Source organism: Buttiauxella noackiae, assembly GCF_000737905.1.
GTDB lineage: Bacteria > Pseudomonadota > Gammaproteobacteria > Enterobacterales > Enterobacteriaceae > Buttiauxella > Buttiauxella noackiae.
Map to the genome: position 1 here is coordinate 385,176 of NZ_JPRU01000002.1, position 23,673 is coordinate 408,848.

The 23,673-nt window shown below is 51.7% G+C and carries 23 protein-coding genes and 1 riboswitch; of the genes, 18 read left to right on the top strand and 5 right to left on the bottom strand.

The features are described 5' to 3' along the window. The first annotated feature begins 1 nt into the window (after position 1). From endA to ruvX, 5 genes are all read left to right on the top strand, one after another. Complete coding sequence (gene endA, locus IX31_RS10175) at positions 2-709, top strand: deoxyribonuclease I (protein ID WP_034457787.1); 708 nt, start codon at positions 2-4, stop codon at positions 707-709. An 82-nt stretch (positions 710-791) separates the two neighbouring features. Then, a complete protein-coding gene (gene rsmE, locus IX31_RS10180) occupies positions 792-1,523 on the top strand; it encodes a 16S rRNA (uracil(1498)-N(3))-methyltransferase (RefSeq protein WP_034457789.1) in 732 nt (243 codons plus the stop codon). 14 nt (positions 1,524-1,537) lie between these two features. Continuing rightward, positions 1,538-2,485: a glutathione synthase gene (gene gshB, locus IX31_RS10185; protein WP_034457791.1), complete on the top strand. Its 948-nt coding sequence runs from the start codon at positions 1,538-1,540 to the stop codon at positions 2,483-2,485. Positions 2,486-2,615: 130 nt separating this feature from the next. Beyond that, entirely contained in the window at positions 2,616-3,179 is a 564-nt protein-coding gene (locus IX31_RS10190) for a YqgE/AlgH family protein (protein WP_034459968.1), read from the top strand. Then, on the top strand, positions 3,179-3,598 hold the full coding sequence (ruvX, locus tag IX31_RS10195; protein WP_034457792.1) for a Holliday junction resolvase RuvX: 420 nt from the start codon (positions 3,179-3,181) through the stop codon (positions 3,596-3,598). The genes IX31_RS10190 and ruvX overlap by 1 nt, the downstream gene beginning before the upstream one ends. A gap of 13 nt (positions 3,599-3,611) precedes the next feature. Here the strand turns inward: ruvX and IX31_RS10200 are convergent, their stop codons facing one another. Continuing rightward, positions 3,612-4,637, bottom strand: coding sequence for a type IV pilus twitching motility protein PilT (locus tag IX31_RS10200; protein WP_051880670.1), 1,026 nt, complete (start codon positions 4,635-4,637; stop codon positions 3,612-3,614). Between the two features lie 15 nt (positions 4,638-4,652). On the opposite strand from IX31_RS10200, the gene IX31_RS10205 reads away from it, so the two are divergent. From IX31_RS10205 to hemW, 5 genes are read left to right on the top strand one after another with little or no spacing between them, the layout of a single operon-like run. After that, positions 4,653-5,357: a YggS family pyridoxal phosphate-dependent enzyme gene (locus IX31_RS10205; protein ID WP_034457794.1), complete on the top strand. Its 705-nt coding sequence runs from the start codon at positions 4,653-4,655 to the stop codon at positions 5,355-5,357. A gap of 25 nt (positions 5,358-5,382) precedes the next feature. Further along, positions 5,383-5,937, top strand: a complete 555-nt coding sequence (locus IX31_RS10210; protein ID WP_034457796.1) for a YggT family protein — start codon at positions 5,383-5,385, stop codon at positions 5,935-5,937. Continuing rightward, positions 5,934-6,224: a DUF167 family protein YggU gene (yggU, locus tag IX31_RS10215; protein ID WP_034457798.1), complete on the top strand. Its 291-nt coding sequence runs from the start codon at positions 5,934-5,936 to the stop codon at positions 6,222-6,224. Before IX31_RS10210 ends, yggU begins: the two co-directional genes overlap by 4 nt. A gap of 28 nt (positions 6,225-6,252) precedes the next feature. Further along, positions 6,253-6,846: an XTP/dITP diphosphatase gene (locus tag IX31_RS10220; RefSeq protein ID WP_034457800.1), complete on the top strand. Its 594-nt coding sequence runs from the start codon at positions 6,253-6,255 to the stop codon at positions 6,844-6,846. Beyond that, the gene (gene hemW, locus IX31_RS10225) at positions 6,839-7,975 is read left to right on the top strand and encodes a radical SAM family heme chaperone HemW (protein ID WP_034457802.1); all 1,137 of its coding nucleotides are present in this window, start codon (positions 6,839-6,841) and stop codon (positions 7,973-7,975) included. The genes IX31_RS10220 and hemW overlap by 8 nt, the downstream gene beginning before the upstream one ends. Before the next feature lie 95 nt (positions 7,976-8,070). On the opposite strand, the gene IX31_RS10230 is transcribed toward hemW, so the two are convergent. Together IX31_RS10230 and sgrT are read right to left on the bottom strand one after the other, a co-directional pair. After that, positions 8,071-9,249 (bottom strand): sugar efflux transporter, encoded by a 1,179-nt coding sequence (locus IX31_RS10230; RefSeq protein ID WP_034457805.1) that lies wholly within the window; start codon positions 9,247-9,249, stop codon positions 8,071-8,073. 141 nt (positions 9,250-9,390) lie between these two features. Then, entirely contained in the window at positions 9,391-9,552 is a 162-nt protein-coding gene (gene sgrT / locus IX31_RS22325) for a glucose uptake inhibitor SgrT (protein WP_072009465.1), read from the bottom strand. Between the two features lie 93 nt (positions 9,553-9,645). On the opposite strand from sgrT, the gene sgrR reads away from it, so the two are divergent. The 4 genes from sgrR (at position 9,646) to thiQ (ending at position 14,884) form a co-directional block, all read left to right on the top strand. Next, positions 9,646-11,334, top strand: coding sequence for an HTH-type transcriptional regulator SgrR (sgrR, locus tag IX31_RS10235; protein WP_034457807.1), 1,689 nt, complete (start codon positions 9,646-9,648; stop codon positions 11,332-11,334). A 25-nt stretch (positions 11,335-11,359) separates the two neighbouring features. Then, a riboswitch (TPP riboswitch) is annotated at positions 11,360-11,459 on the top strand. A gap of 36 nt (positions 11,460-11,495) precedes the next feature. Beyond that, positions 11,496-12,479, top strand: a complete 984-nt coding sequence (gene thiB / locus IX31_RS10240) for a thiamine ABC transporter substrate binding subunit (RefSeq protein ID WP_034457809.1) — start codon at positions 11,496-11,498, stop codon at positions 12,477-12,479. Continuing rightward, positions 12,455-14,092, top strand: coding sequence for a thiamine/thiamine pyrophosphate ABC transporter permease ThiP (thiP, locus tag IX31_RS10245; protein ID WP_034457812.1), 1,638 nt, complete (start codon positions 12,455-12,457; stop codon positions 14,090-14,092). Before thiB ends, thiP begins: the two co-directional genes overlap by 25 nt. A gap of 87 nt (positions 14,093-14,179) precedes the next feature. Continuing rightward, on the top strand, positions 14,180-14,884 hold the full coding sequence (gene thiQ, locus IX31_RS10250) for a thiamine ABC transporter ATP-binding protein ThiQ (RefSeq protein ID WP_034457814.1): 705 nt from the start codon (positions 14,180-14,182) through the stop codon (positions 14,882-14,884). Here the strand turns inward: thiQ and IX31_RS10255 are convergent. Beyond that, positions 14,868-15,641: a DedA family protein gene (locus tag IX31_RS10255; RefSeq protein WP_034457815.1), complete on the bottom strand. Its 774-nt coding sequence runs from the start codon at positions 15,639-15,641 to the stop codon at positions 14,868-14,870. The genes thiQ and IX31_RS10255 overlap by 17 nt on opposite strands. Positions 15,642-15,806: 165 nt before the next feature. Next, positions 15,807-16,652 (bottom strand): arabinose operon transcriptional regulator AraC, encoded by an 846-nt coding sequence (gene araC / locus IX31_RS10260; protein ID WP_034457817.1) that lies wholly within the window; start codon positions 16,650-16,652, stop codon positions 15,807-15,809. 339 nt (positions 16,653-16,991) lie between these two features. On the opposite strand from araC, the gene araB reads away from it, so the two are divergent. The 4 genes from araB (at position 16,992) to polB (ending at position 23,446) form a co-directional block, all read left to right on the top strand. Next, on the top strand, positions 16,992-18,698 hold the full coding sequence (gene araB, locus IX31_RS10270; RefSeq protein WP_034457821.1) for a ribulokinase: 1,707 nt from the start codon (positions 16,992-16,994) through the stop codon (positions 18,696-18,698). A gap of 10 nt (positions 18,699-18,708) precedes the next feature. Then, positions 18,709-20,211 carry an L-arabinose isomerase gene (gene araA, locus IX31_RS10275; protein WP_034457823.1) on the top strand — a complete coding sequence of 501 codons (1,503 nt, stop codon included), beginning with the start codon at positions 18,709-18,711 and terminating at the stop codon, positions 20,209-20,211. 102 nt (positions 20,212-20,313) lie between these two features. After that, positions 20,314-21,009, top strand: a complete 696-nt coding sequence (araD, locus tag IX31_RS10280; RefSeq protein WP_034457825.1) for an L-ribulose-5-phosphate 4-epimerase — start codon at positions 20,314-20,316, stop codon at positions 21,007-21,009. Between the two features lie 76 nt (positions 21,010-21,085). Beyond that, positions 21,086-23,446 carry a DNA polymerase II gene (gene polB, locus IX31_RS10285; RefSeq protein WP_034457827.1) on the top strand — a complete coding sequence of 787 codons (2,361 nt, stop codon included), beginning with the start codon at positions 21,086-21,088 and terminating at the stop codon, positions 23,444-23,446. Positions 23,447-23,673 lie beyond the last annotated feature (227 nt).

Consider the following 23,673-nt stretch of genomic DNA (forward strand, 5'->3'; position numbering starts at 1 on the left):
AATGTCTCGCAAAATTTCTTTGGCTGTTGCACTTGTTGCAGCCCTCTGCTCTTTCTCCACGTTCAGCACCGGTATCAATAATTTCTCTCAGGCTAAAGCGGCTGGAGCAAAAGTGAATGCCGATGCGCCCGGCGACTTCTATTGCGGATGTAAAATTAACTGGGAAGGGAAAAAGGGTGTTCCCGATCTGGAGTCATGCGGCTATAAAGTGCGTAAAAATGAAAACCGCGCCTCACGTATTGAATGGGAACATGTTGTTCCAGCCTGGCAGTTCGGCCACCAGCGCCAGTGTTGGCAAGATGGTGGTCGTAAAAACTGCGCTAAGGACCCGGAATATCGCAAGATGGAAAGCGATATGCATAACCTGCAACCGGCTGTGGGTGAAGTGAATGCTGACCGTAACAACTTTATGTATAGCCAGTGGAATGGCGGTGAAGGCCAGTACGGGCAATGCGCAATGAAAGTGGACTTCAAAGAAAAAATTGCCGAACCGCCTGCACGCGCCCGGGGTGCTATCGCCCGCACTTACTTCTATATGCGTGACCAATATCAGCTCAACCTTTCTCGCCAGCAAACACAACTGTTTGAGGCGTGGAATAAGCAATATCCCGTCACCAACTGGGAGTGCGAACGCGACGAACGAATCGCTAAAGTTCAGGGCAATCATAACCCTTATGTGCTGCGGGCTTGCCAGGCACAAAACAGCTAACCTACACTAGCGGGAATTGTTTCTGTCCCCTCTCCCTGCAGGAGAGGGAGAATATATATCTGATTTTGGATCATAAAAAACCATGCGCATACCCCGCATTCATCACCCTGAACTCCTTTGTGTCGGCCAGGACATCGCACTTTGTGAAGACGCAGCAAATCATGTTGGCCGCGTACTACGCATGAGTGCAGGCCATGCGCTGCAATTGTTTGACGGCAGCAATCAGGTTTTTGAGGCTGAAATTGTTCAGGCCGATAAAAAAAGCGTGCGGGTAAAAGTCCTCAGCGCGAGCGTTGATGACCGTGAGTCCCCACTTCATCTACATCTCGGCCAAGTGATGTCGCGCGGTGAAAAGATGGAATTCACGATTCAGAAAGCAGTCGAGCTGGGTGTGAATGTGATTACGCCTTTGTTTTCCGAGCGCTGTGGCGTAAAACTGGATGCCGAACGCCTGAATAAGAAGCTTGGGCAGTGGCAGAAAATTGCTATTGCAGCCTGCGAGCAATGCGGCCGGAATATCGTGCCGGAAGTTCGCCCAGCGATGGATTTGGAAGCGTGGTGTGCGGAACAAGATGACAGCCTGAAACTGAATCTGCATCCTCGTGCCAACGCCAGTATTAATACATTGCCGCAACCTGTTGAACGTGTGCGCTTACTTATTGGCCCGGAAGGTGGTTTAACGGCTGATGAAATTGCCATGACCGCACGTCATCAGTTTACTGATATTCTGTTGGGACCTCGCGTTCTGCGTACTGAGACTACCGCGCTCACCGCCATTACCGCGCTGCAAGTGCGCTTTGGCGATCTGGGCTAAAACGGAGAAAAACAATGATCAAGCTCGGCATCGTGATGGATCCCATCGCAAACATTAACATTAAGAAAGACTCAAGCTTTGCCATGCTGCTGGAAGCCCAGCGCCGTGGTTATGAACTGCATTACATGGAAATGGCCGATCTGTATTTGATCAACGGCGAAGCACACGCACGCACTCGCCTGGTCACTGTCGAGCAGAATTACGATAAATGGTACGAATTTGGTAGTGAGCAAGACATCCAGCTTGCCGATCTCGACGTTGTATTGATGCGTAAAGACCCGCCCTTTGATACCGAATTTATCTACGCAACTTACATTCTTGAGCGCGCCGAAGAACAAGGCACATTGATCGTTAACAAACCGCAAAGCCTGCGCGATTGTAACGAAAAGCTGTTCACCGCCTGGTTTGCAGATTTAACTCCGGAAACGCTGGTGACGCGCAACAAAGCGCAGCTTAAAGCATTCTGGCAAAAACACGGCGACATCATCCTCAAGCCGTTAGATGGCATGGGTGGTGCTTCAATTTTCCGTGTTAAAGAAGGCGACCCTAACATTGGTGTTATCGCTGAAACACTGACTGAACTCGGCAACCGTTACTGCATGGCGCAAAATTACCTGCCTGCGATTGTTGACGGTGACAAACGTGTTCTGGTGGTGGATGGCGAACCTGTTCCATATTGCCTGGCGCGTATTCCACAAGGCGGCGAAACTCGTGGCAACCTGGCAGCGGGTGGCCGTGGCGAACCGCGTCCTTTGACAGAAAGCGACTGGGAAATTGCCCGTCGTGTTGGCCCTACTCTTAAAGCGAAAGGGCTGATTTTTGTTGGCCTGGATATCATTGGCGATCGCCTGACTGAGATTAACGTCACCAGCCCAACATGCATTCGCGAAATCGAAGCCGAATTCCCGGTTTCTATTACCGGCATGTTGTTTGACGCAATCGAAAAACGCCTGGCTAAATAGTCCGGCGCACCTCTTCAAAGAGGTATGGCCCAAGGATGGGCCGAGTGTCCAGAGCAGTTCAACAGTGATAAACTGGCTATTCTCTGCGCATCAAATGTCGCTTTTTCAACCGGAACCAGAACCTCTGACAATGAATTTACAGCATCACTTTCTAATTGCCATGCCGGCGCTCCAGGATCCTCTGTTTAAGCGAGCAGTCGTTTATGTTTGTGAATACAACGATGAAGGCGCTATGGGGATAATCATTAACAAGCCCCTCGAAAACCTCCAGGTTGACGGTGTTCTGCAAAAACTCAAGATCGAACCAGAACCACGTGACCCAGCTATTCGCCTTGATAAACCTGTTTTTATTGGCGGCCCGCTGGCGGAAGACCGTGGTTTTATTTTGCACACCCCACCAGATTGTTTCGCCTCCAGCATCCGTATTTCGGATGACACTGTGATCACCACATCTCGTGATGTCCTGGAAACTATCGGCACAGCAAAACAACCTGCAGATGTGATTGTTGCACTCGGTTACTCATCGTGGGAAAAGGGGCAACTGGAACAAGAGATTCTGGACAATGCGTGGCTAACCGCTCCGGCAGATGCCTCTATTCTGTTCCACACCCCGATTTCTGAACGCTGGCGTGAAGCCGCAAAATTAATCGGCATTGATATCCATAATATGCCAAGTGAAGCGGGACACGCCTGATGAGCAGTGGAACTTTATTAGCCTTTGATTTCGGTACCAAAAGTATTGGTGTGGCCATCGGCCAACGCATTACCAGAACTGCACGCCCCTTAACTGCACTGAAAGCACAAGACGGCACACCCGACTGGAACGTTATCGAGAAAATCCTCAAAGAGTGGCAACCTGATGAAGTTGTCGTGGGTTTACCACTGAATATGGATGGCACCGAGCAACCACTCACCGCCCGTGCGCGTAAATTTGCTAATCGCCTGCATGGCCGGTTTGGCGTAAAAGTCTCTTTGCAGGATGAACGCCTGAGTACCGTTGAAGCACGCGCAGGGTTATTCGAGCACGGTGGTTTCCGCGCGCTCAATAAAGGCAGCATTGACTCTGCATCGGCGGTTATCATTCTTGAAAGCTGGTTTGACTATAACCCTTAAGCCCTGCCTCTGATTAGCTCCATCCCTCTTCATTCGGAGAGGGTGAAAGCACTTCATTCGCAAGATCTCCTTGTGCATGTAATAAAGCTTCGCACTGCGCAAAACTCTGCATACCGTATTGCTGCCCGGTTTGAATCAGCCCTGGTAACTGATGCGTCTTGCCTTCGCGGATAAGGCTTGCCACGGCGGGTGTATTAACCAGTAATTCGAATGCAGCCACCCTTCCCCCGCAGCTATCAGGCAATAATTTCTGCGCCAGCACTGCTTTTAAACTGCCCGCAAGTTGGCTACGCACCATGTTTTTTTCTTCTGCAGGAAAGACATCTACCAACCGTTCCACGGCTTGTGCCGCCCCGCGAGTGTGGAGGGTTGCCAGTACCAGATGCCCAGTTTCTGCGGCGGTAAGTGCAAGGCGGATAGTTTCACTGTCGCGTAATTCCCCGAGCAAAATAACATCGGGATCTTCACGAAGTGCCGCGCGTAAACCGGCAGAAAATGAACGGCAATGCTGGCCTGGCTCTCGCTGTTGAATCAAACAACGCTTCGAGTGGTGTACAAATTCAATCGGGTCTTCAAGAGTGAGAATGTGCCCGTCTAGCTGATGATTCAGGTTGTCTACCATCGCGGCGAGTGTGGTGGATTTCCCACTGCCTGTAGCCCCCGTCACCAGAATCAATCCATCAGCAGATTTCAGTAATTCCGGGATGATGGCAGGAACGTTTAACGACTCAAGTTTTGGACTGTGGGAAGCAAGTATCCGTAATGCTAGTGAGACCCCCTCCATCTGGCGAAAGGCGTTGGCACGCAGTCGCATACCGCTGGCGAGGGTCACAGCAAAATCCAATTGTCCGTGCTCTTCCAGCTCTTCTCTTTGCCCGTTTGTCAGCCAGATGTCCAGCAACGTTGCGGGTAATGGAACGTTTTCGGGTAAAGGTTCAAGTCGCCCTCGTCTACGCCAGCGAGCAGGAAGCTGTGCACACAGGTGTAGATCAGAGACATTATGCTTTACACTAAGGGCCACAATTTCTTCGATATCCATATCACTTTTCAACCTATGAACGAGATAGCGCACAATCTGGCACAGGTTCAGAACAAAATCCTGGTGGCAACTGAACGCTGCGGCCGTGCTCCAGAAGAAGTTACTCTGCTTGCAGTCAGCAAAACTAAGCCTGCGAGTGCCATCGCAGAAGCTATTGCTGCTGGCCAACGAGTCTTTGGTGAAAACTACGTTCAAGAAGGCGTGGACAAAATTCGTTACTTTGCCGAAAACGGTGAGATCCCACTGGAATGGCACTTTATCGGCCCATTACAGTCGAACAAAAGCCGTCTGGTTGCTGAACATTTTGACTGGTGCCATACCGTCGATCGTTTGCGAATTGCAACGCGGCTGAACGAGCAGCGTCCAACTGAGCTACCGCCGCTTAACGTACTGATTCAAATTAATATTAGTGATGAGCAAAGCAAATCCGGCATTGCGCTCAATGAGCTTGATGCACTGGCAGCTGATGTCGCTGCTCTGCCGGGTTTGGTGTTACGAGGTTTGATGGCAATCCCTGCCCCTGAACCTGATTACGAGCATCAGTTAGCGGTTTGCCAGAAAATGGCAGACGCTTTCACATCGCTCAAAAACCGTTATCCAACGGTTGATACGTTGTCCCTGGGCATGACCGATGACATGGACGCCGCGATTGCTGCAGGCAGCACCATGGTGCGCATTGGAACCGCTATTTTCGGCGCGCGGGATTACCCTGCTCGTTAATTCATTATAATTATTGAGGAACGCCATGCTGACGTTGACTTTCCTGGTCAAAACGCTGATTGAACTGTATGTAATGGTGCTGCTGATTCGCATCTGGATGCAGTGGTCACGTTGTGATTTTTATAATCCTTTTGCACAGTTTATCGTCAAGATTACTCAACCGATTGTCGGGCCACTGCGCCGGGTAATTCCATCGATTGGCCCGATTGATACATCTTCATTGTTGCTGGCGTTTATTCTCACCACGATGAAGTATCCAATTTTGCTACTTATTCAAGTGGGCGCATTGTCACTTGACCCGATGAACTTACTGGTTGGCCTGTTATCACTGCTGAAATCCGCCGGTACGTTGGTGTTCTGGGTGATTATTATTCGCTCACTGATGAGTTGGATTAGCCAGGGCCGCAGCCCAGTTGAATACGTGCTGATGCAACTGACTGAACCGATGATGGCACCTATTCGCCGTGTGATTCCGGCGATGGGCGGAATTGATTTCTCCGCGATGGTCGTCATCTTGATTCTCTACGCACTGAACTACCTCGGCATGGACTTGTTCCCGGGGCTTTGGTATTTGCTGTGAGTGCAGTGAGTCAAACCGAGGATGGGCTGGTTTTACGGCTATATATTCAGCCTAAAGCCAGCCGCGATAGCATTGTTGGATTGCATGGCGACGAGTTAAAAGTCGCCATCACCGCCCCACCGATAGACGGCAAAGCCAACGCCCATCTGGTAAAGTATTTGGCTAAGTTGTTCCGCGTTGCCAAAAGCCAGGTTCTGGTTGAGAAAGGTGAGTTGGGCCGCCACAAGCAAATTAAGATTATCAACCCGCAACAAATCCCGACGGAAGTCGCGGCATTGCTCGATTAATCATCTAATTTCACAGGATTTTCTCACTATGCAAAAAGTTGTCCTCGCGACCGGCAATGCCGGCAAAGTGCGTGAACTCGCTGATTTACTGGCCGATTTTGGTCTGGATGTTGTGGCACAAACTGAACTGGGTGTTGAGTCTGCTGAAGAAACTGGCCTGACATTTATCGAGAATGCCATTCTGAAAGCACGCCATGCATCACAAGTTACTGGCCTGCCTGCTATTGCCGATGACTCTGGTCTGGCTGTTGATGTACTCGGCGGCGCACCGGGGATTTACTCCGCACGCTATGCCGGTGTTGATGCCTCAGATCAACAGAACCTGGAAAAGTTACTCGCTACACTGAAAGATGTGCCGGACGAGCAACGCAAAGCACGTTTCCACTGCGTGCTGGTGTATATGCGCCATGCAGAAGATCCCACGCCACTCGTGTGTCACGGTAGCTGGGAAGGTCAAATTACCCGCGAAGCCGCAGGCCAGGGTGGCTTTGGCTACGACCCCATTTTCTTTGTCCCGAGTGAAGGCAAAACTGCCGCTGAACTGACTCGCGATGAAAAACGTGCGATTTCCCACCGTGGGCAAGCGCTAAAACTGTTACTGGAAGCAATGAAAAATGGCTAATTTGCCACCTCTGAGTCTCTATATTCACATCCCGTGGTGCGTACAGAAGTGCCCCTACTGTGACTTCAACTCTCATGCACTCAAAGGCGACGTACCGCACGACGAGTATGTCGCCCATCTGTTGCGCGATCTGGATAACGACGCGCCAATGGCACAAGGACGTGAAATAAAGACCATCTTTATTGGTGGCGGTACGCCGAGCCTGCTTTCAGGTGAGGCGATGCAAAATCTGCTCGACGGTGTGCGTGCTCGCCTGCCGTTGGCAGCTGATGCGGAAATCACAATGGAAGCCAACCCAGGAACGGTAGAAGCAGACCGATTCGTGAGCTATCAACGTGCGGGTGTGAACCGCATTTCTATCGGCGTGCAGAGTTTTAGCGAACCAAAATTGAAGCGTCTGGGGCGTATCCACGATTCAGGTGAAGCGAAACGTGCAGCACACCTCGCAAGCGGGCTTGGCTTGCGCAGCTTTAACCTGGATTTGATGCACGGCCTGCCGGATCAAACTTTGGAAGAAGCGCTCGACGATTTGCGCCAGGCTATTGAGCTCAGCCCTCCGCATCTTTCCTGGTATCAGCTGACGATTGAGCCAAACACGCTGTTTAGCTCACGCCCGCCAAAATTGCCGGATGACGACGCGTTGTGGGATATTTTCGAGCAAGGCGACAAGCTGCTGACCGCTGCGGGTTACCAGCAATATGAAACCTCTGCCTATGCAAAACCGGGTTACCAGTGCCAGCACAACCTGAACTACTGGCGCTTTGGTGATTACCTGGGGATTGGCTGCGGCGCGCACGGCAAAGTGACATTCCCAGATGGCCGTATTTTGCGTACCGCTAAAACCCGCCATCCGCGTGGTTATATGGAAGGTAAATACCTCGACAAGCAGCACGATGTGGAGCAAGGCGACAAACCGTTCGAGTTCTTTATGAACCGTTTCCGTCTGCTGGAAGCCGCGCCGCGTAAAGAATTTATCCTGTATACCGGGCTTGATGAGTCGGTGATTCGTGCGCAGTTAGACGAGGCAATTGCTAAAGATTATTTGGTTGAAACAGAGGATTATTGGCAGATTACCGAGCATGGGAAGCTGTTTTTGAATTCGCTGTTGGAACTGTTTTTAGCTGAATAATCAGAAGTTATTTGGCGGATGACGCTACGCTTATCCGCCCTACTAAGTGCAGTTGTAGGTTGGATAAGCGTAGCGTCATCCGACATAATTTCGGCTTAAATATTCTTCACCCGGCTCGTCAAAATCAACGCCAGTACCGACAGCCCGGCAATCAGCCAGTACACCGAATGGTGCCCAAAACTCTCCGCCAGCGCCCCCTGTAAAACCCCTGCCAGAATCACACCCGTCGAGATACTATTGGTGAATAATGTGGTTGCAGACCCCGGCCTACCCGGCATTAAATCCTGGAACCACAACATTCCAATACCGGCGACAATACCAATAAACACCGCGTTAAAGAGCTGGAGCAATAGCAGCGCCGTGCGGCTATGGAATAGAATTAAGCCGACGTAGAACAACACGCCAGCCGCCACAGCAATCACCATCATGCGCCGCTTGCCAAAACGCTTCACGTAATAGCCCGCAAGAATCATTGCCGGGATCTCAAGACCCGCAGCCGTTCCCATCAGAAGCCCCGCCAACGATTCGGGCAGCCCTAAATCACTGCTGACCCACAACGGCATGTCGATGATATACATGGTGTTGCAGGTCCACATCAGCATCGAGGCGATAAACAGCATACGGACGTTTTTGTCTTTCCAGCCACTGACCTGGGTAAGCGCCACATCAGCGGGCTGCTCAATTCTTGCGACGGAAGGAAGTGCGAAGAAAATTAGCGCAAGCGAGATAACAAAAATCCCGGCCGCGATAAGAAACATGGTGGTAAAGCCGTAATTTAACGCGAGCATAAACGACAATGGCGGGCCAATAACCCAGGCAAGCGAGAGCTGCGCACGCATGATCGAGCTGAACATCACCACTTCACGCGCTGAGTTATCTGCATACTCACGGGCAAGCGCGAAAATTTGCGGCATGGCGGTATTAGCAATAGACGCGAACATGACGCCAACAGTGATTAACGTCAGGTAATGACGGTTAAAAGCAAAAAGCACACAGTTTGCTACTGCCATCATGCAACAAACCATAATCAGTTTGCGGCGATCGCCCTGATTATCTGAACGCTTCGCCAGTGCCAGGCTGACGAGAATCCCGGCTATCGCATTGACGGTATAAAACAGACCGACCCAGAATGGGCGCACCTCTACTTCGCGACTTAAAAACAGGCTAAGAGTGGGCGCCTGGAGTGCCCCCGCAATCCCCATCATGAAAGCCACAATCATAAATGCGGCATATACCGGATTGAGGCGGCGTCCTTTGGTCAGAAACCAAATCATGCAGAAATTCCTTTTGTTCGAGCGCTCACTGGGTGTGCAAAACGTAAACTATACCTTAATGACGGGCATAAAAAAGCCAGCAGGAACAATCTGCTGGCCAGGTGAAATTCACCAATTCTCAGTCACACATGTATCAACGAGTCAGTGCTTCACGGTCACGGAAGTTGTCACCTCCCACTGCATTAAGTCCTCAAGCATCCTTAGACGTTGCGATGCTGTCAGGCGAGCCAGCCATCCAGCGGAAACACTTTGGGTTGCGGTAAAATACTGTTGATAGAACTTAATAACTGGCGACCGTTTCATATACATCTCCACTTCCTCGTTTCAACGTTGTTAATTATTGGCGTAATATGAGGAGAGTTAAATTGATGAGTTTCTGACGGGAGTTCCTCTTTTATGTCCAGCGGTCGTCTACAACAACAGTTCATACGTTTATGGCAATACTTTGAAGGTAAGCCGCAGGAAACCACGCTTAATGAGCTGGCAGATCTGCTGAATTGCTCCCGTCGCCATATGCGTACGCTACTGAGTGCAATGCAGGAAAAAGGCTGGCTCAGTTGGAAAGCAGAGGTCGGGCGCGGCAAGCGTTCACAGCTGGAATTCCTGTATACCGGCCTTGCACTGCAACAACAGCGGGCTGAAGATCTTCTTGAGCAAGACAGAATTGATCAACTGGTGCAGATCGTTGGTGATAAAGCCGCTGTACGCCAAATGTTGATTTCGCATCTTGGCCGTAGCTTTCGTCAGGGGCGGCATATCCTGCGCGTTCTCTATTACCGCCCACTGTTAAATCTATTACCAGGCTCGGCTTTACGTCGTTCAGAAACCCATATTGCCCGGCAAATTTTCAGCGGATTAATCCGTATAAATGAGGAAAATGGGGAACTGGAAGCAGATATTGCCCATCACTGGCAGCAAATTTCCCCATTACATTGGCGTTTTTATCTGCGCCCCGGCGTTCATTTCCACCATGGACGTGAGCTGGATATGCTGGATGTAATGACGTCCCTGCAACGCATTAATAGCTTGCCGCTGTATTCACATATTACGCAAATTACCTCTCCAACTGCATGGACGCTGGATATCATGCTTTCGCAACCGGACAACTGGTTGCCGTGGCTGCTGGGTAGCGTCAATGCCATGATTCTGCCGCGTGAATGGCAAACCCTGAGCAATTTTTCCCGCCAGCCAGTCGGTACTGGGCCGTACTCTGTCGTGCGCAACAATACTAACCAACTGAAGATTCAGGCTTACGATGATTACTTCGGCTATCGCGCACTCATTGACGAGGTAAATTTCTGGGTATTGCCGGAGATCGGTGAAGATGTCAGTTGCGCAGTGCAACTGTCGGGCATGCCTGATAGTGAAAAAGCCGTAGAAAGCCGCCTGGAAGAAGGCTGCTATTACATTTTGTTTGATAGACGCTCCGAATCTGGCAGTAATGACGAAGTTCGCCGCTGGCTAAGCCATGTGTTGGCCCCCATCCATCTGCTTTATAGCGCGGGAGCTCAAAACCAGCAGTACTGGTTCCCGGCGTATGGGTTATTGCCGCGCTGGCACCACGCACGTCCACAACCGGTGCTTGAAAAACCTGCTGGTCTGGAATCTGTAACGCTGACGTTTTATCGCGATCACGTCGAACACAGAGTTATCAGTAAAGTCATGGAGGAATTGCTGGCTCGCGTAGGGGTTAAGCTTGTGGTGCAGGAGGTTAGCTATGAGGAGTGGCATCAGGGCAATGCTGAAAGCGATATCTGGCTTAACAGCGCGAACTTCACCCTGCCGCTGGAGTTTTCCCTCTATTCTCATCTTTATGAAGTGCCGTTGATTCAAAAATGCATCGCAAATGACTGGGAAACCGATACCCGCAAATGGCATAACGGCGAGCTTTCGCTGCCTGAATGGTGCCAAAAACGAGTTGAAAACAATGATATTTTGCCGTTAATCCACCACTGGCTGCGTATTGAAGGGCAGCGCAGTATGCGCGGTGTACGCATGAACACATTGGGTTGGTTTGACTTTAAATCGGCATGGTTTGCGCCGCCGGAGCCCCAATCCGTGAATACGGGTAAAGAGCTTTCGTAAGATTCACAAAATCATTACAATGCACGCGTTCTCAACGGGGTGCTAAGACGAAAGTCTGGCTGAGATAATACCCGTCGAACCTGATCCGGATAACGCCGGCGAAGGGATTTGAGGCTCAATTCTCAAAGTCCTTTGCCACCCCTAATTCCAAGAGGTGCAAAGTGTTCAAAAAATTCCTGCCGTTACTGGCACTCATCGCAGCCCCTGTTTTTGCAAAACCCCTGCTGACTGTTTACACCTACGACTCTTTTGCTGCCGATTGGGGTCCTGGCCCTGCGGTGAAAAAGGCCTTTGAAGCTGACTGCAATTGCGAGCTTAAATTTGTTGCCCTCGAAGATGGCGTTTCACTGCTTAACCGTCTGCGCATGGAAGGTAAAAACAGCAAAGCCGATGTAGTTCTGGGGCTTGATAACAACCTGCTGGAAGCGGCTGCACAAACCAAACTGTTCGCCCCGAGCAACGTCGACACCGGTTCACTAAAAATCCCAGGCGGCTGGAATAACAGCACCTTCGTGCCGTTCGACTACGGTTATTTCGCCTTTGTGTATGACAAAAACAAACTCAAAAATCCGCCAAAAAGCCTGAAAGAGTTGGTCGAAAGCGACCAACAATGGAAGGTAATTTACCAGGATCCGCGCACCAGTACGCCGGGTTTAGGTCTGCTGTTATGGATGCAGAAAGTTTACGGCGACAAAACGCCTGAAGCCTGGGCGAAACTGGCGAAGAAAACCGTCACCGTCACTAAAGGCTGGTCTGAAGCTTACGGACTGTTCCTGAAAGGCGAAGGCGACCTGGTGATGAGCTACACCACCTCTCCGGCGTATCACATCATTGAAGAGAAAAAAGATAACTACGCGGCAGCCAATTTCAGCGAAGGGCACTATTTGCAGGTGGAAGTGGCGGGTCGCCTGGCTTCAAGCAAGCAGCCAGAGCTGGCAGCGAAATTCATGAAGTTCTTTACCACGCCTGAGTTCCAGAACACGATCCCAACCGGCAACTGGATGTACCCGGTCACAGACGTGAAATTACCAGAAGGCTTTAATAGCCTTGTCAAACCGCAGACCACGCTGGAATTTAGCCCGCAAGACGTCTCTTCCCATCGCGCCAGCTGGATTAGTGAATGGCAACGCTCCGTCAGCCGCTGATCCCAGGCTGGCTGATTCCAGGGCTATGCGCCGCCACTCTCGTGGTCACCGTAGCCCTGGCTGCTTTTCTGGCATTGTGGTTTAACGCCCCGCAAACCGATATCCGCGCTTTGGTGCAGGATAGTTATTTGTGGCACGTACTGCGCTTTTCCTTCTGGCAAGCGTTTCTCTCAGCCGCCCTTTCCGTGTTACCAGCCATTTTTCTTGCCCGGGCACTTTATCGACGCCATTTCCCAGGGCGGCTCGCGCTGTTGCGTTTGTGCGCCATGACGCTGGTTTTGCCAGTGTTGGTGGCAGTGTTCGGGATTCTGACGGTGTATGGTCGCGAAGGCTGGCTGGCCTCATTTTGCGCCTGGCTGGGAATCGAGTGGGCATTTTCGCCCTACGGACTGAAAGGCATTTTGCTGGCCCACGTTTTTTTCAATATGCCGATGGCGACACGCCTGCTTCTTCAGGCACTGGAAAATATCCCCAGCGAACAACGACAGGTCGCCGCGCAGTTGGGAATGCAGGGTTGGAACTTCTTTCGTTTTGTAGAGTGGCCGTGGTTACGCCGCCAGATCCTTCCTGCCGCCGCACTGATTTTCATGCTCTGCTTCGCAAGTTTTGCCACGGTGCTTTCACTAGGCGGTGGGCCCCATGCAACCACCATTGAACTGGCTATTTTCCAGGCGCTCAGTTACGACTACGATCCCGCTCGTGCGGCATTGCTCGCATTAGTGCAAATGGTTTGCTGTTTAGGCCTGGTGCTAATGAGCCAACGGCTGAGCAAAGCGATTCCCGTTGGTATCAGCCAGATGGAGGGCTGGCGCGATCCGCAAGATAACCTGCGCCGCAAACTGTGTGACGGGCTGTTAATTTCACTCGCATTGCTGCTGTTATTACCGCCACTTTTGGCGGTAATCATTGATGGCATCAATAGTGGTTTTAACACGGTATTGTCGCAGCCGATTCTCTGGCAGGCACTGTTCACCTCATTAAGAATTGCTGTTGGCGCGGGATTGATAAGTGTAGTCATCACGGTAATGCTGCTGTGGAGTTCGCGGGAATTGCGCCTGCGCAATCGTGCATTCGCAGGACAGGCGCTGGAACTCAGCGGCATGCTAATCCTCGCAATGCCGGGCATAGTGCTGGCAACCGGCTTTTTCCTGCTGCTCAATAACAGCATGGGTTTGCCACAATCAGCCGATGGGATTGTGATTTTCACCAATGCGCTGATGGCGATCCCTTACGCGCTAAAAGTGCTGGAAAACCCGATGCTGGACGTCGCGGAACGCTACAACAAACTGTGCCAGTCGCTGAATATCAACGGCTTAAACCGCCTGCGTTATATCGAGTTGCGCGCCCTGAAACGCCCACTGGCGCAAGCCCTGGCATTTGCCTGCGTGCTGTCGATTGGTGATTTTGGCGTAGTGGCGCTGTTTGGTAATGAAGATTTCCGTACGCTGCCGTTCTATCTCTATCAACAAATTGGTTCATATCGCAGCCAGGATGGCGCTGTTACCGCGCTTATCCTGCTGATATTGTGCTTTGCTTTATTCACATTGATTGAAAAACTTCCGGGGCGCTCTTCCCAAAATCATTCGGGTTGCAGGAAGGCGGTAAGTGAATGAAGCCTGGGAGCAGAGAAAACTATGTGACCAGGGTGACCAGGATGAAAGAAGGCAGCCAACGCACCTGTAACTTGAAGGATGAAGGGAATGCTAACGCTGACTGATGTAACCTGGCTCTATCACCATTTACCGATGCGCTTTTCGATGCAGATCAATGCTGGAGAACGCGTTGCGGTGTTGGGGCCTAGCGGAGCGGGGAAAAGTACGCTGCTCAGTTTGATTGCCGGTTTTCTGACGCCTGCCAGCGGGCAAATCATGCTAAATGGCAATGACCATACGGCGACTGCGCCAGCACAGCGCCCGGTGTCGATGCTGTTCCAGGAGAATAATCTATTCAACCACCTGACTGTGCGTCAGAACATTGGCCTCGGGTTAAATCCTGGCCTGAAGCTTAATGCCGCACAGCTCGAACGCCTGGCCACGATTGCCAACCAAATGGCGATAAGCGATTTACTCGACAGGCTGCCGTCGCAGCTTTCCGGTGGCCAGCGCCAGCGTGTCGCCCTTGCCCGCTGCCTGGTGCGCGAACAACCGATTTTGCTGCTCGATGAGCCATTTTCAGCACTCGACCCGGCACTGCGCCAGGAGATGCTGCAACTGCTTGATAATTTATGTCGCCAACAACAGCTGACGCTATTGATGGTGTCACACAGTATTGAAGATGCAGCGCGAATCGCTGAAAGAAGTCTTGTGGTGGTCGATGGCCGTATCGCCTGGGATGGCGACACGGCAACCTTATTGAGCGGAGAAGCTAGCGCATCAGCGCTGTTAGGTATTAGTGGTGCCCAGTGAGCACTTTCCAAAGAATACTGCGGTAAATCGGCATCATTGGGTGCATCTGAATGGCAACAAAGCTCCCCACCGCCAGCACGGCCATTGTTGGGGCTAACCAATGCAAACGAGATCGTGGCAGGTACTGAGTTAAACGATCGGTACCTGCTTTACCGCTGCGCCACCAGCGCCAACACAACCACCCCGCCAGCCACAGCCCCAGAGCCACCAGCAGCAAGAGCCATTTAAAGCTGCTGCTTTGCATATCCGCAGGAATATCAATCGCGGCACCCGCCAGAATCCCCGGTAAGAAATAGATTGGTGGCCAGAAAATGCAGCCAATAATGTTCGGGACGATAAATTTAGAAACCGGGAGATCAAGCATGCCTGCAACCATCGGCACCAGCGGTCGTGTCGGGCCAACAAAACGGCCAACCAGGATGGTAAACATGCTGTGCTGATGCAGCGCATGCTCGGTTTTATCCAGCAGCGCTTTGTTCTTTTTCATAAACGACCAGCGATGCAGCGGCCCTTTAAAGCGGCCTCCTAGCCAGAACGAAATCCAGTCGCCCAGCAAACAACCGATAATCCCCGCAGCCCAGGCATGATAGAACCCGACCTGACCGCCACCAATCAGCGCACCAAGCCCCGCCATCATTACCGTGCCTGGCAGGATAAGTCCCACCAGCGCCAGAGATTCCAGAAAAGCCACCAGCATCACTGCAAAAAGCGAGTACGCCACTGACTGAGTAATAAAGTGTTCCAGCAAAGCTTCCATAAAGCGTCCGTCGAGAAACGAGTGGGCGATTCTCCAGAGTGTGGATTCAAGCGTCAAGCCATGATTTGTATGATTATGTAGGCTACCTACAAAACCCATTCAGCCGTATGTCGGATAAGCGTAGCGTCATCCGACATACATAAGGGCATCCAGTAAGGATAGCGGTTATTCGCAACCTGCACGAAACTCACTCGGACTTGCTCCGGTGCACTTCTTGAAAACTCGCGAGAAATAGAGCTGGTCTTCAAACCCGACATTGCGACCGACGCTAGCAATCGGCATACGCGTAGTACTCAGCAATAGTTTGGCCTGCAAGATACGCTGGTCTTCGCGCCAGCTTAAAACGCTGACACCAAGCTGCTGGCGGAACAGATGCGACAGACGTGAAGGCGATAAGCAGACATGCTGCGCCACACCTGCAATATCAAAATGGTTATCGGCCAGATGGTCGCTGATGTACTGGCAGGCATCACGAACGCGATTATCAAGCGGTGGATTGAGCGATGCGCTCAGCACTTCCATGCGCCTCAACAACAGCTGCTCTAATAGGTTAATCGCCAGTAGTTCGGCGTAGCGCCCTTCCGCCTGACCGGCTTCGATAATCTGGCCAAACAACTGCGAAAAATTCTGCTGATGCGCATCATCCGGCCGGAAAAACCCGGTATGCGCAAAGATAGGATCCCAGTTTAACCACTCCTGCCAGTATGCACGTGGACGGAAGTACACCCACTGGTGATACCACTCTTTGCTGTCTGGAGCACGGCCATAATGATGCACCTCACCCGGCGGGAACAGAAGAATATCGCCTGGTCGGCAAACGTAGTTTTTGCCCTGATTATTGATAACACCTTCACCCTTCACCGTTAAATTCAGAATGTAACCTTTCATTCCTAATGGGCGGTCGATGAAGAAATCCAGCGGCCCATCGGCTTCAATCGGCGTTAATCCCGCAACTAAATGGGCATTAAAAGAGTACCCCGGCAAAAGAGGGTCATTTTGCATTTCAGCCATCTACAAGCTCGCTATTCAAGAAGGGTGTAGAAACAATTTGTCCATATCCGTGCTATTCCTTGCCAGGGCAACACTATCTGAACCGTAAACCGTCCGATTCTCATCATAAAGCCGCAATTTACCTGCACCTATGCTTTTTACCTGACAATTATGGGGTTTTAAGAAGATAACCAAACTGTTTATAAAAGTAGCAGAAATATCCACATCGATTATTTGCGGGGCGTCACACTTCTCAAAGGCACAGCACATTTCTCCATAACTACAGCGAATACGACCTGACTGTTTTTCTGCATAAAAACTAATGTCATTTCCATAGATAACAGGTCAGGGAGTTTAAAAATGTCGATTGCGCTGGGCCTCGATTTTGGTAGTGATTCCGTTCGCGCTTTAGCCGTTGATTGTGAAAACGGTGCAGAGCTTGCGACCAGTGTGGAATGGTATCCGCGCTGGCAAGAAGGCCAATACTGCGACGCCCCAAATAACCAGTTTCGCCATCACCCACGAGACTATATTGAGTCCATGGAACGAGCGGTCAAAACCGTTCTCGCCGAACTGACTGCCGAACAACGCACCCGGGTTTGTGGCATCGGCGTTGACAGCACCGGTTCAACCCCCGCGCCAATTGACGCCCAAGGGAATGTGCTGGCGCTGAAGCCAGAATTTGCCGACAACCCGAACGCAATGTTCGTGTTGTGGAAAGACCATACTGCGGTTGAAGAAGCCGAAGCAATTACTCGCTTGTGCCATCAGCCTGGGAAAAATGACTACTCCCGTTATATCGGCGGCATTTACTCCAGCGAATGGTTCTGGGCAAAAATCCTGCACGTTACCCGCGCCGATCAAAAAGTGGCACAAGCGGCGGTGTCGTGGATTGAATTGTGCGACTGGGTCCCGGCACTGCTTTCCGGCACCACTAAACCACAGGATATTCGCCGTGGTCGCTGCAGCGCCGGGCATAAATCCTTGTGGCATGAAAGCTGGGGAGGTCTGCCTCCGGCCAGTTTCTTTGATGAGTTAGATCCGGTCATTAACCAAAATCTCGCTTACCCGATGTTTACTGAAACCTGGACTGCCGATATTCCGGTGGGCAACCTTTCCGCCGAATGGGCTGAGCGTCTTGATTTGCCACAAAGTGTGGTGATTTCCGGTGGCGCGTTTGACTGCCATATGGGTGCCGTTGGGGCGGGTGCGCAGCCGAATACGCTGGTGAAAGTTATTGGCACCTCCACTTGCGACATTTTGATTGCCGATAAACCTACTGTTGGCGACCGTGCGGTGAAAGGCATTTGCGGGCAAGTCGACGGCAGTGTTGTCCCTGATTTTATCGGCCTTGAAGCCGGGCAATCTGCTTTCGGCGACATCTACGCCTGGTTTGGCCGTGTGCTTGGCTGGCCGCTGGAACAATTGGCGCAGCAGCATCCGGCACTACGCGAACAAATCAATGCCAGCAAGAAGCAATTGTTGCCAGCACTGACGGAAGCCTGGGCGAAAAACCCATCTCTTGAACATCTTCCGGTGGTGCTCGACTGGTTTAACGGACGTCGCACCCCGAATGCCAACCAGCGTCTGAAAGGTGTGATCACCGATTTGAACCTGGCAACAGACGCACCAGCGCTGTTCGGTGGGCTGATTGCCGCTACCGCCTTTGGTGCTCGGGCCATTATGGAATGCTTCACCGAGCAAGGCATTCCCGTCACTAACGTGATGGCACTTGGCGGTATTGCACGTAAATCGCCCGTCATCATGCAGGTCTGTTCTGACGTACTCAATCGCCCATTGCAGATTGTCGCTTCTGACCAGTGCTGTGCATTAGGTGCTGCCATTTTTGCCGCTGTTGCCGCGGGTATTCACTCGGATATTTCTCGTGCTCAACTCGCTATGGCCAGCCAAATTGAAAGTACCTTGCAACCCGATACCCAACGCGCCGAGCGTTTTGAGCAGCTTTATCGCCGTTACCAGCAGTGGGCTGTTAGCGCGGAACAACATTATCTCCCTTCAGCCCCAGTTGCAGCCCCTCGCGCAACCCAGGCCACTGTGACCCATTAAGGAAATGACGATGAACATTTTTGAACAATATGAAGTGTGGTTTGTAATTGGCAGCCAGCATCTCTACGGTGCGGAAACGTTGCGTCAGGTGAACCAACACGCCGAGCAGGTTGTAAATGCGCTGAATAAAGAAGCCAAACTCCCGTGCAAGCTGGTGTTGAAACCTTTAGGAACCACACCGGATGAAATTACCGCTATTTGCCGCGATGCCAGTTACGACGATAAATGTGCAGGTATGGTGGTGTGGTTACACACCTTCTCGCCTGCCAAAATGTGGATCAACGGCCTGAGTATTCTGACCAAGCCACTGCTGCAGTTCCATACCCAGTTCAATGCACAGATCCCATGGGGCAGCATTGATATGGACTTTATGAACCTGAACCAGACCGCCCACGGCGGCCGTGAGTTCGGTTTCATCGGCGCACGTATGCGCCAGCAGCACACCGTGGTGACCGGTCACTGGCAAGACCCCCAAGCCCATCAACGCATTGGTTCCTGGATGCGCCAGGCCGTGTCGAAACAAGATACTCGCCAGCTCAAAGTTGTTCGTTTCGGCGATAACATGCGCGAAGTGGCAGTGACTGACGGTGATAAAGTTGCCGCGCAGATGAAGTTCGGCTTCTCCGTAAACACTTACGCTGTGGGCGACCTTGTTCAGGTCGTCAATGCGGTTAGCGACGGTGACGTCAATGCGCTGGTTGATGAATATGAAAGCAGCTACCGCCTGACTGCTGCTGCGCAAATTAATGGCGACAAACGCCAAAACGTAATTGATGCTGCACGCATTGAGCTGGGGATGAAACAGTTCCTGGAACAAGGTGGATTTAGCGCCTTTACCACCACATTTGAAGACCTGCACGGCCTGAAACAACTTCCTGGCCTGGCAGTACAACGTCTGATGCAGCAAGGCTATGGTTTTGCTGGCGAAGGCGACTGGAAAACCGCCGCTCTGCTTCGCATCATGAAGGTGATGTCAACGGGCCTTGCGGGCGGCACCTCTTTCATGGAGGACTACACCTATCACTTTGAAAACGGCAACGACATGGTGCTCGGTTCCCATATGCTGGAAGTTTGCCCATCTATTGCTCTTGCTGAAAAACCCATTCTCGATGTGCAACACCTGGGGATCGGTGGCAAGGACGATCCTGCACGGTTGATCTTCTCCACTCAGACCGGCCCGGCACTTAACGCAAGCCTTATCGATCTTGGCGATCGTTTCCGTCTGCTGGTGAACTGCGTTGATACCGTTGAAGCACCGCACCAGTTGCCGAAACTGCCTGTGGCGAATGCCCTGTGGAAAGCGCAGCCGGATCTGCCTACCGCATCCGAAGCATGGATCCTGGCAGGGGGTGCGCACCACACCGTGTTCAGCCAGTCTCTGACGCTTGACGATATGCGCCTGTTCAGCGAACTGCACGGTATCGAACTGGCCGTTATTGATAACGACACCCGCCTGCCTGCGTTTAAAGACTCTCTGCGCTGGAACGAGGTTTATTACAGCTACAAACGTTAGTCAGGAGAACGGTGGATGGCGCGTGCGCTTATCCACCCTACCAATTCAAGTAGGTCGGATGAGCGCACGCGCCATCCGACACTCATTTGACCAGGACTTAATATGTTAGAAGATCTCAAACGTCAGGTACTCGAAGCAAATCTCGCGCTGCCGAAACATAATCTGGTCACCCTGACCTGGGGGAACGTCAGTGCGGTAGATCGTGAACGTGGCGTGTTAATTATCAAACCTTCCGGTGTCGATTACAGCATTATGACTGCCGATGATATGGTGGTGGTCAGCCTGGAAACGGGTGAAGTTGTTGAAGGCAATAAAAAACCCTCCTCCGATACCCCAACGCACCGCCTGCTCTACCTGCAATTTCCGCACATTGGCGGAATTGTCCACACCCATTCACGCCATGCGACAATTTGGGCTCAGGCCGGGAAATCTATTCCTGCAACTGGCACTACTCATGCGGATTACTTCTACGGCACCATTCCTTGCACCCGCAAAATGACCGATGAAGAGATTAATGGCGATTACGAATGGCAAACTGGCGAAGTGATTGTAAAAACCTTTGCTGAACGTGGAATCGACGCCGCGCAAATGCCTGGCGTGTTGGTGCATTCTCACGGCCCGTTTGCCTGGGGCAAAGATGCTGTCGACGCGGTACACAACGCTATTGTGCTGGAAGAAGTGGCATATATGGGCATCTTCTGCCGCCAACTTGAGCCAGAATTACCAGATATGCAGCAAACTCTGCTCGATAAACACTACCTGCGTAAACATGGCGCTAAAGCCTATTACGGCCAGTAAGCACTGTATATAAAAGCAGTAAAGCGAGGCGAAGTGGTCTATAATCAGACCACTTTTTCCTTTATGAGAATGCAGCGTGTCGCAAGCTCGTCAGGGGTTTCTACTCACGCGTCACTGGCGAGATACCCCACTCGGTACTGAAGTTGAATTTTGGCTGGCAACAGATGATGGCCCGGTAAAAGTGCGCCTGCCGCGCCAGGAATCGGTCGCATTTATCCCACAGTCACAACAAGCCGAAGCCTCGCGTCTGCTTGAGCGTGAAAGCCAGTATCGGCTTACACCGCTGCCCCTCAAAGATTTCCATCGTCAGCCCGTTTGCGGCCTTTATTGCCGCCAGCATCGCCAGCTTATGCGCATCGAAAAACTGCTGCGCGATGGCGGTATCAGAGTGTATGAAGCCGATATTCGCCCGCCAGAACGTTTCTTGATGGAGCGTTTTATTACCGCTCCCGTCTGGTTTAGCGGCGAGTCGCAAAATAACGTGTTGGTTGAAACAAAGCTAAAACCTGCACCGGAGTATCGCCCACCACTAAACTGGGTATCGCTGGATATCGAAACAAATCGCCACGGCGAACTGTATTGCATCGGCCTGGAAGGCTGCGGGCAGCGTGTCGTCTACATGCTTGGACCGGAAAACGGTGACGCCAGCGGGCTTGATTTCACGCTGGAATACGTCGCCAGCCGGCCGTTGCTTATCGAAAAACTCAATAGCTGGTTTGCACAGCACGATCCCGATGTGCTGATTGGCTGGAACGTGGTGCAGTTCGATTTACGTGTATTGCAAAAAATGGCGGAACGTTATCAGGTGCCATTACGTCTTGGGCGTGAAAATAGCCTGCTGGAATGGCGCGAACATGGTTTCAAGCAAGGTGTGTTTTTCGCACAGGCCGCCGGGCGCGTGATTATCGATGGTATCGAAGCATTACGTTCCGCCTTCTGGAATTTCTCGTCGTTCTCCCTTGAGACAGTGTCCCGCGAACTGCTCGGCGAAGGTAAAGCGATTGATAACCCATGGCAGCGGATGGACGAAATTGACCGTCGTTTTGCCGAAGATAAGCCAGCGCTGGCAAAGTACAATCTTAAAGACTGTGAGCTTGTAACGCGGATTTTCCACAAAACGGATCTGATGCCGTTTTTGCTCGAGCGGGCAACGGTTAACGGTTTGCCGCTTGACCGCCACGGCGGTTCTGTTGCCGCATTTGGTCACCTGTATATTCCACGCATGCACCGTGCCGGTTATGTTGCACCAAATCTGGGTGATGTGCCTCCGCAGGCAAGCCCTGGCGGTTATGTCATGGACTCGCGCCCTGGCCTTTACGACTCAGTATTAGTACTCGATTACAAAAGTCTTTATCCGTCGATTATCCGCACATTTCTTATCGACCCCGTAGGCCTGGTTGAAGGGATGGCGCACCCGGAACCTGAGCATTCCGTTGATGGTTTTCTTGGCGCGCATTTTTCCCGAACCACGCATTGCCTGCCCGATATCGTTGGGCAAATCTGGTCCGGGCGCGATGAAGCCAAACGTCATGGCAACAAGCCATTGTCCCAGGCGTTGAAGATCATTATGAATGCGTTTTATGGAGTGTTGGGCACCAGTGCCTGCCGCTTCTTTGATCCTCGCCTTGCCTCGTCGATCACCATGCGCGGGCACCAGATCATGCTACAAACCAGGGAGTTGATTGAATCGCAGGGCTATGACGTGATTTACGGCGATACAGACTCTACGTTTGTCTGGCTGAAAAAAGCCCATTCCGAAGAAGATGCGGCACGTATCGGCAAGGAGTTAGTGAATCATGTGAATGCGTGGTGGAAGGCGCATCTGCAAGAAACCCAACAGCTAGATAGTAAGCTTGAACTGGAATATGAGTCCCACTTTTGCCGTTTCCTGATGCCAACCATTCGCGGAACCGTTGAAGGTTCCAAAAAGCGCTACGCAGGAATGATTCAGGAAAATGACAAACAGCGGATGGTGTTCAAAGGGCTGGAAACGGTGCGAACGGACTGGACACCACTGGCACAAGAGTTCCAGAAATCACTTTATTTGCGCGTATTCCGCAACGAGCCCTATCAGGATTATATTCGTGAAACCATCGCCAGTTTGATGGCGGGTGAGCTTGACGAACAGTTAATTTACCGTAAACGTCTGCGCAGGCCGTTAAGCGAATATCAAAAAAATGTGCCGCCGCATGTCCGTGCCGCTCGCCTCGCCGATGAGCATAATCAACGGCTTGGCCGTGCCCCGCAATACCAGAATCGGGGAACAATTAAGTATGTGATCACCACCAACGGCCCGGAGCCCGTGGATTACCAGGAATCTCCCCTGGACTATGAACATTACCTAACCCGCCAGCTCCAACCGGTAGCTGAAGGAATTTTACCTTTCCTTGAAGATGACTTTGCTACACTGATGACAGGGCAATTAGGGCTATTTTGATTAACTCTAAATAGTTCGAGTGACAGGAAGGCGGCATGGGAGCAAATCCCCAGCAGCTTGCTAAAGTAAGTGACTGGGCTGAGTGAGTGCCGCCAACGCCCCTGTAACTTGAAGTATGACGAGTAGGTGACGAATGCGTCGGCTTCCAGTACCATAGCGCCCTCCTGAACCATCCATAAATCTACTTTTGAACTACCGCCCTCTTTACGCGCGGTCGTTATGCTATT

What these genes read in the sequence shown, in the direction of transcription:
- endA (WP_034457787.1), top strand. Translation starts at nt 2, where the DNA reads ATGTCTCGCAAAATTTCTTTGGCTGTTGCACTTGTTGCAGCCCTCTGC.
- rsmE (WP_034457789.1), top strand. Translation starts at nt 792, where the DNA reads ATGCGCATACCCCGCATTCATCACCCTGAACTCCTTTGTGTCGGCCAG.
- gshB (WP_034457791.1), top strand. Translation starts at nt 1,538, where the DNA reads ATGATCAAGCTCGGCATCGTGATGGATCCCATCGCAAACATTAACATT.
- IX31_RS10190 (WP_034459968.1), top strand. Translation starts at nt 2,616, where the DNA reads ATGAATTTACAGCATCACTTTCTAATTGCCATGCCGGCGCTCCAGGAT.
- ruvX (WP_034457792.1), top strand. Translation starts at nt 3,179, where the DNA reads ATGAGCAGTGGAACTTTATTAGCCTTTGATTTCGGTACCAAAAGTATT.
- IX31_RS10200 (WP_051880670.1), bottom strand. Translation starts at nt 4,637, where the DNA reads ATGGATATCGAAGAAATTGTGGCCCTTAGTGTAAAGCATAATGTCTCT.
- IX31_RS10205 (WP_034457794.1), top strand. Translation starts at nt 4,653, where the DNA reads ATGAACGAGATAGCGCACAATCTGGCACAGGTTCAGAACAAAATCCTG.
- IX31_RS10210 (WP_034457796.1), top strand. Translation starts at nt 5,383, where the DNA reads ATGCTGACGTTGACTTTCCTGGTCAAAACGCTGATTGAACTGTATGTA.
- IX31_RS10220 (WP_034457800.1), top strand. Translation starts at nt 6,253, where the DNA reads ATGCAAAAAGTTGTCCTCGCGACCGGCAATGCCGGCAAAGTGCGTGAA.
- hemW (WP_034457802.1), top strand. Translation starts at nt 6,839, where the DNA reads ATGGCTAATTTGCCACCTCTGAGTCTCTATATTCACATCCCGTGGTGC.
- IX31_RS10230 (WP_034457805.1), bottom strand. Translation starts at nt 9,249, where the DNA reads ATGATTTGGTTTCTGACCAAAGGACGCCGCCTCAATCCGGTATATGCC.
- sgrT (WP_072009465.1), bottom strand. Translation starts at nt 9,552, where the DNA reads ATGAAACGGTCGCCAGTTATTAAGTTCTATCAACAGTATTTTACCGCA.
- sgrR (WP_034457807.1), top strand. Translation starts at nt 9,646, where the DNA reads ATGTCCAGCGGTCGTCTACAACAACAGTTCATACGTTTATGGCAATAC.
- thiP (WP_034457812.1), top strand. Translation starts at nt 12,455, where the DNA reads ATGGCAACGCTCCGTCAGCCGCTGATCCCAGGCTGGCTGATTCCAGGG.
- thiQ (WP_034457814.1), top strand. Translation starts at nt 14,180, where the DNA reads ATGCTAACGCTGACTGATGTAACCTGGCTCTATCACCATTTACCGATG.
- IX31_RS10255 (WP_034457815.1), bottom strand. Translation starts at nt 15,641, where the DNA reads ATGGAAGCTTTGCTGGAACACTTTATTACTCAGTCAGTGGCGTACTCG.
- araC (WP_034457817.1), bottom strand. Translation starts at nt 16,652, where the DNA reads ATGGCTGAAATGCAAAATGACCCTCTTTTGCCGGGGTACTCTTTTAAT.
- araB (WP_034457821.1), top strand. Translation starts at nt 16,992, where the DNA reads ATGTCGATTGCGCTGGGCCTCGATTTTGGTAGTGATTCCGTTCGCGCT.
- araA (WP_034457823.1), top strand. Translation starts at nt 18,709, where the DNA reads ATGAACATTTTTGAACAATATGAAGTGTGGTTTGTAATTGGCAGCCAG.
- araD (WP_034457825.1), top strand. Translation starts at nt 20,314, where the DNA reads ATGTTAGAAGATCTCAAACGTCAGGTACTCGAAGCAAATCTCGCGCTG.